The sequence below is a fragment of the Streptomyces sp. NPDC059355 genome (assembly GCF_042752335.1).
Taxonomy (GTDB): Bacteria; Actinomycetota; Actinomycetes; order Streptomycetales; family Streptomycetaceae; genus Streptomyces.
Map to the genome: position 1 here is coordinate 126407 of NZ_JBHYXN010000022.1, position 9170 is coordinate 135576.

The 9170-nt window shown below is 66.5% G+C and carries 9 protein-coding genes and 1 tRNA gene; 4 read left to right on the plus strand and 6 right to left on the minus strand.

The annotated features are described in order from the left end of the window. Nucleotides 1-40: 40 nt before the first annotated feature. The 5 genes from ACFXGI_RS21865 to ACFXGI_RS21885 form a co-directional block, all read right to left on the minus strand. Complete coding sequence (locus ACFXGI_RS21865; protein WP_384709096.1) at nt 41-574, minus strand: NUDIX hydrolase; 534 nt, start codon at nt 572-574, stop codon at nt 41-43. 250 nt (nt 575-824) lie between these two features. Further along, nucleotides 825-1679: a hypothetical protein gene (locus tag ACFXGI_RS21870; protein ID WP_384709099.1), complete on the minus strand. Its 855-nt coding sequence runs from the start codon at nt 1677-1679 to the stop codon at nt 825-827. Next, nucleotides 1660-2568: an aldo/keto reductase gene (locus ACFXGI_RS21875; protein WP_384709102.1), complete on the minus strand. Its 909-nt coding sequence runs from the start codon at nt 2566-2568 to the stop codon at nt 1660-1662. The genes ACFXGI_RS21870 and ACFXGI_RS21875 overlap by 20 nt, the downstream gene beginning before the upstream one ends. Then, the gene (locus tag ACFXGI_RS21880; protein ID WP_384709105.1) at nt 2565-3752 is read right to left on the minus strand and encodes a cupin domain-containing protein; all 1188 of its coding nucleotides are present in this window, start codon (nt 3750-3752) and stop codon (nt 2565-2567) included. The genes ACFXGI_RS21875 and ACFXGI_RS21880 overlap by 4 nt, the downstream gene beginning before the upstream one ends. 14 nt (nt 3753-3766) lie before the next feature. Then, the gene (locus ACFXGI_RS21885; protein WP_384709108.1) at nt 3767-3904 is read right to left on the minus strand and encodes a hypothetical protein; all 138 of its coding nucleotides are present in this window, start codon (nt 3902-3904) and stop codon (nt 3767-3769) included. A 626-nt stretch (nt 3905-4530) separates the two neighbouring features. On the opposite strand from ACFXGI_RS21885, the gene ACFXGI_RS21890 reads away from it, so the two are divergent. Further along, complete coding sequence (locus ACFXGI_RS21890) at nt 4531-5784, plus strand: helix-turn-helix transcriptional regulator (protein ID WP_384709134.1); 1254 nt, start codon at nt 4531-4533, stop codon at nt 5782-5784. 14 nt (nt 5785-5798) lie between these two features. Beyond that, a complete protein-coding gene (locus ACFXGI_RS21895) occupies nt 5799-6164 on the plus strand; it encodes a hypothetical protein (RefSeq protein WP_384709111.1) in 366 nt (121 codons plus the stop codon). Nucleotides 6165-6280: 116 nt separating this feature from the next. Here ACFXGI_RS21895 and ACFXGI_RS21900 read toward each other — a convergent pair whose 3' ends face one another. Then, nucleotides 6281-7411 (minus strand): hypothetical protein, encoded by a 1131-nt coding sequence (locus ACFXGI_RS21900; protein ID WP_384709114.1) that lies wholly within the window; start codon nt 7409-7411, stop codon nt 6281-6283. A 512-nt stretch (nt 7412-7923) separates the two neighbouring features. On the opposite strand from ACFXGI_RS21900, the gene ACFXGI_RS21905 reads away from it, so the two are divergent. Further along, nucleotides 7924-8032, plus strand: a tRNA-OTHER gene (locus tag ACFXGI_RS21905). A gap of 318 nt (nt 8033-8350) precedes the next feature. Further along, a complete protein-coding gene (locus ACFXGI_RS21910) occupies nt 8351-8920 on the plus strand; it encodes an RICIN domain-containing protein (protein WP_384709117.1) in 570 nt (189 codons plus the stop codon). Nucleotides 8921-9170 lie beyond the last annotated feature (250 nt).

Consider the following 9170-nt stretch of genomic DNA (forward strand, 5'->3'; position numbering starts at 1 on the left):
CCTTCGAGGCGCGGCTACGAGTGCTGCTGCCCTCGCACTGTCAGCGGACCCCTTCGTCCATCAGGACGTAGAGGAGGCCGACGAGGGAGCCGCTGCTGACGATCTCGCGGCGGTCGATCATGCCCCGGATGTTCGCCAGTGGGATCCACTCGATCCGGTCCGACTCGTTCTTCTCGGTCGGCGGCCCGTCGTACGTGGCGCCATCGGCGCGGAACAGGTGGTGCTGGGAGTCGGTGATGCCGTTCGCGGGTTCGGCGTAGATCAGCGGCTTCATCGTGCCCGGACGCCAGCCGGTCTCTTCGAGGACTTCACGGGCGGCAGCCTCGCCGGGAGTCTCGTCGGCTTCGACCAGGCCCATGGGCAGTTCCCAGGCCCATGCGTCCGTGATGAAGCGGTGGCGCCACATCATCAGGACCTCTTGGCGGTCGTTGATGACGGCGGCCACGGCCAGGTGACGGAGCTTGACGACGTGGTGTTCCCAACGGTGGCCGTCCGGCGTTTCGATGTCGGTGAGCCACAGGTTCACCCACTTGTTTTCATAGATCGGACGTTCCCCGTGGATCTTCCACTGCATCGCCGCGGCCCCTCTCGATCGGCCTCCAGCATCGCAGAGTCAGGCTGAACGAAACTCAGCTTCAGACAAGTTCGTGTCACAGTGACGAATACTGCCCAGGGCTCGGGTTGCAGTGAAGCATCGAGTAGCGCTGAGGGGTGGAGCCAGTGGATCACGGAGTGCAGGAGCTGGCGGGATCGAATCGTTGGTGGTTCACGCCAGTGGGCCCCGGCGCGGGAGGGGTGCGCCGGGGCCCGGGGAGAGACCAGAGTCAGGTATTGACCTCGGCGGGAGCCGAGACCGGAGGGCGGACACCGGTCAGTTCCTCGGCTCGGTCGAGGAGGTGGGGTGCCAGCTCGGGGTAGAAGCCGCGGGCGACGGCCTGGAGGAGCTCAGCGATCGCTGCCAGCTCGCCGATATGACCGGCCGGGGTGCTGAGGACCTGGGCGAAGTCGGCCCGGATGCGCTCGGCGACGGTCGGAACGAGGAGGCTGTGCGCGTGGAGGAGTCCGGGGTCGTAGCCGACGGGGACGCGGCCCCAGCGTTCCCAGTCCAGGAAGGTCAGGGGCTGGCTGGTGATGTTGCCCCAGTGGAGGTCACCGTGGCCGGTGACACGTTCGATCTTCGCGGGGGCGGGGATGCCGAGGAACTGCGGGAAGGCCCGCCCGATCCAGGAGTCCCGGACGGTCTCCTTGGTCCCCTCTACCTGCGTCAGGCGGTCGAGTGAACGCCTCAGCAGGCCCCACCACGAATCCGGAAGAGCGGGGTCCCGGATCAGGTCAGCGCGAGTGGGTGAGACGACCGGGTGCGGTACGCGGTCCAGGACCTCGGACTGAAACGACCACTCGCCGTCCACCCAGTCGTGGACGCCGTGCAGCGCCGGACGTGGCACATCGCGAGGTACGAGGAGGGACGCGCCCACGGGGCCATGTCCTGGGGTGCGCCCCGCGTTCTTCAAGTGGCCGCGGCTGACCCGAAGCCAGTACTTGCCCGCGCCGCGCCCCAGGGTGAACCCGGCGAAGCCCCACACCGGCGGCCCCGTACATGTGAGGCCCTGGGCTTTGGCCGCCCGCTCGTGCGCGGCCTCCATGAGTGCTCGGATGTCCTCATCCGGTGGCGAGTTCATCGGTCACTCTCCTGAGGTGTTCGGGGTCGAGGGGCGAAGCGAGTGCCTTCACCGCATCGTCCCAGTGATCACGATTCGTGGTGGAGGTCAGAACGAAGTCCAGGGCGGGGCAGGATGCGGCGGCCAGGACTCCACAGGTGCCGGCCGACAGCCCAGGGCGGATCAGATCCATCAGTTCGGGTGTCATCGCATCCAGCAGTTCGCCGCCATGCAGGGGGGCGGAGCCGAACGTGATCAGCCCGTCGTCCTTCGCCTGCACCAGCGGACCGCCCCCGTTCAGGGCCTGCGTGATCGGGGCGTCATCGATCAGGCCGACGGGCATCTGTACCGCGATCAGGTGATGATCGGGGGACCCTGCGGCTTCCCGGGCCAGCGCCAACAGCTCAGGCACACTGAACGCCCCTTCCCGCAGGCCCGACCAGGTGGCCACTCCGTAGCCAGGGATCTGCCCCTCGTGAACCTGCTCCTCCAGGACGGTGAACGCCTCGCGGAGTCGCCAGTGCATCGCCGACCGGTCCACTGCGCGACCAGCCCGTTCCGGGTTGTGTACGAACATCAGGTCCACCTGGCCGAGGAGGGCAAGCGCTTCTTCCACCTGATAGCCGACGAACGAGGGGTCGAGGCAGTGGCCGGCGGAGGCGTCGTATTCGGTGAGCAGGCCCCGGCTGAGGGCGGCTCGACCCTGGCTGCGGGTGAAGAAGCCCGTCTTGGTGGCGACGAGCGGAGGGCTGGAGGCTTCCCGCAGGACCCTGCCGAGGTCATGGAGGGCTTGGCCGTCGGCGTAGTTCGGAGCAGTGTCGATCCACGGGGTCCCGGCCTGCACCGCCATGCGCGCTGCTTCCACCACGTCTCGGACCCTGTAGGTGCCCAGGGCCAGGGACGCGGTCACAGCCCCGTCCCCACGACAGCGAGGGCCTGGCCCTCGATGAGGACCCAGACCAGGTCGGCCACGTCCTTGACCTCCAGGCCCGCAGCTGAGGCGAGGTCTCCCAGCGTCGTCGGCTGGCCGATCAACAGCGTGTGAAGGACCGGCCCGGCGGACTCCGCGAAGTCCCAGGCTGTCCCGGCCGCCGAGAACGTGACCGTGCTGTGCCCGTCGTTCACCGTCACACGCGCCCGTGGGGCGGTGAGCCGTACGGTGATCTCCGACATGGCGGGGAGCCCGCCAACGTAGGGCAGCGACGGGGCGGCATGCCCGAGGTCGGTCGTGTCGCCGGACTCCGCCCAGCGCTCGATCAGCCGGGGATCGGCCAGGAAGTCGAGCACTTCGCGGCGTACGGCGGCGAGGAAGTCCGACTGTTCCGGCAGCGTGGCGAAGCGGGGGATGTCCGTGCGCAGGGGCAGGGTGGCCCGGAGCTGGTCCACGACCCAGAGCACGAGGTCGGCGCCGGTGTGCGGGACCATCCCGAAGGTCAGGTGGAGGGATTCCGAGCCCTGGTCGGCGGTGACCGCGTGCCACCAACCACGCGGCAGGTAGAGCACATCACCGGCCGCGAGCACAATGTCCGCCACCGGGTCGCCCTCAGGCTGCTCCGGCGATTCGACGTCCCGGAACGTAGGAGCCTGGCGGGTGACTCCGTACAACCGCCACCGCTTGGAGCCGTGCAGCTGCACCACCACGACGTCGTGGTCGTCCCAGTGAAGGCCAAAGCCCTCCCGCTCGGTCCAGGAGGCGTATGCGTTGGCCTGCACGGAGGTTCCGAGGAAGCGTTCCAGCCCCTCGGCCGCCACTCCAACGGCGGGGTGGATCTTCTCGACCGCGTCGAGGACCAGCGAGGCGCCTTCCTTGAGCTGGGTGTGCAGCTCTGCCGGCTGGATGCGGGACCAGGTCACCGCGCGGCGGTTGGTCGTCGGGACCGCGTAGCGGTGCAACGGGACCGTCTCGCCATCGGCCGACAGACGGAGCCGAGGCGGCTCCAGACGCTGCGTGGCGATGATCCGGTTCAGGTCGTCCCAGGTGAACAGACTCGCCACGTCGGTGGCGCCAGGGAAGTGCGCGTAGGAGCGGTGGTACGTCTGGGCGAGGAACGTGTCCCCGCCCAGACGCCCCGCCCACGAGGCTGCATCAAGCATCGTGGGCGGCCCCGTCAGTCGTTGCCGTCGGAACGGCCACTGCTGACGTCAGACTCCTGCTCGGCGCGTGTCCGCGCGGCGACGATCTTCCGCTTCGCGACGAGCAGGCCACCCCCCTCGGGGGCCGTGGAACTGGCGTTCTCTTCCACCATCGAACTTCCCTTCTGCTTGGGGAACTCCCACCGGAAATTGGGTGGGAAGACTGGGGTCGAGCAGGTGAGTCGATCGGCTACGACGTGACGATGACGCCGAGGACATACAGAGCCACCGAGCCGAAGACCATCGCCGGATGCAAAGGGCCGGCGAACCGGCCGACCCGGCAGAGCACCCACCTGCCCAAGCCGTGCACTACGCCGCCCCCGGCTCGGTCTCCGCGGGACGCAGGGCGCGGGCCGACACAGGCGAGGAGCCGAGGCAGCGGGGGCACTCACACGGCGGGTAGCGGCCCGGGTCCGAGAGGATGACGTACCGATCACCCGACTGGACACGGGTTGTCTGAGACCACGTACGACCGGAGTCTCGGGAGACGCGAAGCGTCATGAGGAGGCGAGGCTCCGCAGCGAGGCCGAGAGGCCGAGAGAGCCGTTCGTGGACGTGTCCTTCAGCGCCGTCATGCGTTGCCATATCCGCACCCTTCCGCTGCGTCATGCCCGGTCCGTTCCCGACAACTCCCAGGAAAGCGCCGGAAGTCGACGGACTCCACGGCATACATGCCGCATTCTTGGAGCAGATCCGTGCACGGGTGCCGCAGGCTTCGAAGTCGCGGGAAGGGGTCGTCATGGGGCTAGCCGAACGGCGCAAGACCCTGGGCTACAGTCAGGAGAAATTGGCCGGGTTACTCGGCGTGGACCGCACGACGGTCGGGCGCTGGGAGAGCGGCAGGATCGAACCGCAACCACCCCAGCGGCGAGGCTTGGCCATCGCCCTCGAAGTCAGCCTCCAAGAGCTTGACGCCCTCCTGACAGAGCTACAAGCCGCAGGGCAGGAGGCCACAGGGCAGCAGTCCAGTGACCACCCGAGCGCGGGAGACCCCGACGAAATGATCCGCCGCGAATTTCTCCGCATCCTCACGGTCAGCGGGGCCCTGACGGCCCTACCGGTCGACGAGGCCGAGGCCCTCACCGATGGGGTGCTGAGGGGGATGCCCGCCGACTTCGAGCGGATGAACAGCCACCTGTGGCAGGTCTACCAACTGGCGCGTTCGAAAGGCTCGGTCTACCCCGTCATCCGTGACCAGCTGACGACTCTGAACGAAGCGCTGGCCGCCAGCCGAGGCAGCTCCCGCTCCCTCCTGAGCGCAGCGGCTGACCTCTTCCAGATGGCCGGCGAAGTCGCCTTCGACGGGAACCGGTACACCGACGCCGCAGCCTCGTACTCGCTCGCGGCCTCGGTCAGCAAAGACGCGGGCGCGTACGACCTGTGGGCCTGCGCCCTCGTACGCCACGCCTACGTGGACATGTCCGAGCAGCGCTACCGCCAGGCGGCGCAGATGCTGGGTGCGGCCGAACGGCTGGCCGGTCGAGGGGACAACGACCTTTCGACACGGCATTGGGTCGCGTCGGTCCAAGCGGAGGCGTACGCCGGCCTTGGGGACCTCACAGCGTGCGAACGCGCGCTGGACCAGGCCGAGAAGGTCAAGGACCTCACCACGGAGAGCACGAACGGAGGCTGGCTCCGCTTCGACGGCACCCGCTTGGCCGAGGAACGCGGAGCACGGTACGTGCAGCTCGGCCGCTTGGACCTGGCGGAGGCGACGTTGAAGGCCGCATTGGCGCAGACGGCCCTTGCCTCGGGGCAGTCGTATAGGCGCCGGGGCGCAGTGCTGACCAGCCTGGCCGCCATCGGAGCGAAGCGGCGTGATTCCGACCAGGTTCTTGCGTACGGGCGGGAGGCCGTCAGCCTGGCCCGAGCCTCAGCATCCGGGTACGTCGTCCGTAGACTCCAAGCCCTGTGCGACGAGTTCGGTCCCTTGAGCCGCGACCACCGCGTAGCGGAGCTGGGGGCGGAGATCGCGACGCTGAGTACGCCGTGACGAGAGGGGTAGGCATGTCGCAGACCGAAGGTGCACGACTGTTTCGGGCAACGTGGATCGCGGGAGTGCACCAGCACTTCCCCGGGGAGCCGAAGGCCGGCTACGTCACCCCGTGGGAAGACACCCCGCAGTGGGAGCGCGAGGCCGCAGGCTCGGTCTACGACCAGGTCCGGCAGTTCATCGAGATCAGCGGTGGCCACACGTCGAGGTTGTCCCGCGAGCAGAAGGGCCGGTTCGTCGCGACGTGCTGGACAGCCCAGATGTTCAAGCACTTCGAAGACCCGAAGCCGGGCTACGTGGCCGATTGGCCCGACCTGCCGTCCTGGCAGCAGGAGACCGACGCCGACATCTTCGAGGCCATCGAGAAGGCGTGCAGCTGATCATCGCTAGATGTGGGTGGGGGAAGAGCACCCGTTAATTGACCTACGCGCGCACGCCCCCGAGTCTGATATGGGCCGGGGGTGTGCTTTCTGTGCATGTCGCAGTTGTCAGAGTGTCAGAATGGAATTTCTGTTTCCAGTTCCAGCAATCGTTGAGCTTCGGACTGCATTCCGGCGTCGTCCAGCATGCGAGAGAAATCCGCATGCTTGCCCTTGGGTACCGCTGCCAGTAGATACTCCAGCGTCGGATGCGATTCGATTCCCGGAATCTGCTCTGTTTTCAGGCAGTCGATCAACCTCAAGAGTCGATGCGGTCCACCCTGTGATCCTGCATGCAGGATGAGCTCTCGATCCCCGAGAAAGGCTTCAGGGATAGCTCCGGCAGTCGCCAATGTTATTCTGGGCCATACGTGCAACCCGATATTCTCTGCGAGTTTATCGGCGTCATCCTTCAGTGTGGCCGCGCGCAGCGCTCGCAGGACGTCGGCCAGATCTGGCCTGGTGCCCCCTAGCCAGTCGCCTTTGCCGAGAATGGCGTCAACGAAATTGTGCGCGTACCAGAAGCTCAGCTCCCCTTCGGCCCGGCGAAGTGCGACCAGGAGCTTGGGTATCTCTGAGGGCTGCTGAGTCAGCAGGCAGGTCTGGAAGTATCGGTTGCCGATATTTTCGGGACCGTCCTCGGCTATTGATTCGAGGATTTTCACTATCTGGCCGGGTGGTGCATGGGCGGCCAAGTTGAGGAAACCTTGGTAATCCATATGCGCGTGTCCGAGTGCAACAACGACAGCTGGCAGCCATGTTTCTAGGGGTTGGCCTGCTCCCTGTCTTGCGAGATTTGCAATATCGTCCATGCCGGCGTTGGCGAGGGGCGGGATTAGCGCCTCTAGATCAGATGGGTCGCCGGTCTTCTGATCCTGGGATTCCTTGGGGATCATCTCGTGTGGCGGTTCAACGGCATGCCGATTTTTGGGCGTGGGGTGTGCTGCCTTTTCTTGCCAAACTTGCTCGTCGGTATCTTCCGGCGGAAGCGGAGCGCCGATCGAATGCGCGTAGTCGGCGCATGCTCGAACCAGAGCCAGCACCTGGACCATTTTCAGACCACTAGTTCCGGCGAACTTATCCTGGATAGAGGCCCGGCTCATCCTTCGGCCTTGGCGATCGGTGAGCTTCTCCAGGTCTCGCAGCGAGGGGTTTCCAGCCCGAACGCGCAAGCGACCCAGCTGTTTCGCCAGGGAGTCATCAGCCATCGCCCCGCCCCGTCTCATGGTTCGTTGCCGCCGCCTGTCCAGAGTCGTCCAGCATCGGCCACAACTGTCCAGCTCAGTTCCGTTCAGACTAGGGCGCGGTGAGCCGACTGTCCGGAGTTCAGCAGGAACGTCCGAGGCACTGGTGGACAGCTCTGACGCACAGCTTCCCTTGGAGCGTGTCCCCATCAACGGACGCGTTGTCAGACGGTGAGAGGAGCATGGAACCAGTGGATGTGACCATCACGCTCTGGGTTCTGGCCGGCTCGGGCGTGGCGAGCGTGGCATTGTTCGCTGCCAAGGGCTTGCTTGATCAACTACCTGGAGTCTTCGACTCTTGGCGTGCTGCGCAACGCGCGTGGCGAGGAGACCCGCCACCAGCACCGGAGGTTCACTCCTGCCAAGGTGCCTGCGCGCTGGATCACCCAGACGCTCGCCCTGTCTGAGCAACTGCCTAGAGGTATCTGATGGGCTAGTGGACCAGGTGTGGACCGCCAGCGGCGGTGAGTGACCCGGCGGTGGGGGAACGTGCAGGTCATGCACGACGAAGACGCTGCTCGCAGCACTCTCTTGAAAGCCGTCGTGGCGCGAGTCACCGTGGGTTCAAATCCCACACCCACCGCACTTCAGAGAAGTAGCAGGTCAGAAGTGACGTCCCATTTCAGGGACGTCCCTTCGTCGTGCGGTCCGTCTCACCCTGAACCGCCCCTGTGCCGGTCTGGATCATCATGCGTGGACCGGGCGAGGACCACGGTCCGCAGAGAGCGGAGTAGGCAGGTGTCCTGCCGGCGGAGCCGTTGTGCGTACAGGGGATCGTTTCTGCGACTCCTGTTCGGGCGTGGCAGGAGAAATTGCGCAGAGGTGTGTGGAAGCGTCCCAGCCGTTCCCGGGCCGAGGCTGCGTCGTCGCGCTGCCAAGCCCTTCCCGGAAGGACTGCATGTCATGCGCAAGCGCAGGTTCTCGCTGCTCGCCGCCATCTGTGCGGCGGTCCCGATCGTGTTGGCCGGCGCCTCACCGGCGTCGGCGGATTCGCTCATCAACCAAGACTTGGTGAACAAGATGCACGGCAGCCGCCTGGCGCTGGCCTCGGACAGCACCGGGGAAGGGACCGAGGTGATCGCGCTCCGTGGTACCCGCTGGGACAGCTACATCACGGAGGCGTGGGACTGGGACGGCACCTACGACAGCACCAACCAGCTGTGGACGGCGACCCTGCGCAACCGTGCCGCGAATCGGTGTATCGAGCCCGAGTCGACCAACCCGGTCCGGGGGAATCGCCTCGTGGTGCGCGCCTGTGACGGCTCGGACCAGCAGAAGTGGAGCCTGCGCCTGGAGACCAAGGGCGGCAACCCGGAGCGGTGGTGGGTCTGGCGTCCGCTGAAGAACGTGGACGTGGCCATGGCCCTCCAGAACACCAACAACGACCAATGGGACACCGTCCGCTTGGACTACTCGTACCCGAGTGACGACCGCCTGTGGCAGACCGGACCGAACAACCAGTCCTGGTGGTAGGGGGCAGCCACTCCAGCCGGGTCCTTGAGCCATGTACGCCACGGGGCACGAGGTTCTTGATCTGCACATTCTGAAGGCACGCCAAGGGGCGTCCCGTGATGGGACGCCCCTTGGGCTGTCCGCCCGGAAGACGTCCGCCCCGGCCACCGGGTGGTGGTGGGGGGGGGGGGCTTACGGGGCCACACGGGGGCGATAGCGGGTCAGTGGTATGGGGGTTGTTTTAAAAAAAAAAGGCGGCCCGCCGCCCACC

Bases quoted from the DNA above. Each gene is read 5' to 3' on its own strand.
- ACFXGI_RS21865 (WP_384709096.1), bottom strand. From the start codon at position 574: ATGCAGTGGAAGATCCACGGGGAACGTCCGATCTATGAAAACAAGTGG.
- ACFXGI_RS21870 (WP_384709099.1), bottom strand. From the start codon at position 1,679: ATGAACTCGCCACCGGATGAGGACATCCGAGCACTCATGGAGGCCGCG.
- ACFXGI_RS21880 (WP_384709105.1), bottom strand. From the start codon at position 3,752: ATGCTTGATGCAGCCTCGTGGGCGGGGCGTCTGGGCGGGGACACGTTC.
- ACFXGI_RS21885 (WP_384709108.1), bottom strand. From the start codon at position 3,904: ATGGTGGAAGAGAACGCCAGTTCCACGGCCCCCGAGGGGGGTGGCCTG.
- ACFXGI_RS21890 (WP_384709134.1), top strand. From the start codon at position 4,531: ATGGGGCTAGCCGAACGGCGCAAGACCCTGGGCTACAGTCAGGAGAAA.
- ACFXGI_RS21895 (WP_384709111.1), top strand. From the start codon at position 5,799: ATGTCGCAGACCGAAGGTGCACGACTGTTTCGGGCAACGTGGATCGCG.
- ACFXGI_RS21900 (WP_384709114.1), bottom strand. From the start codon at position 7,411: ATGGCTGATGACTCCCTGGCGAAACAGCTGGGTCGCTTGCGCGTTCGG.
- ACFXGI_RS21910 (WP_384709117.1), top strand. From the start codon at position 8,351: ATGCGCAAGCGCAGGTTCTCGCTGCTCGCCGCCATCTGTGCGGCGGTC.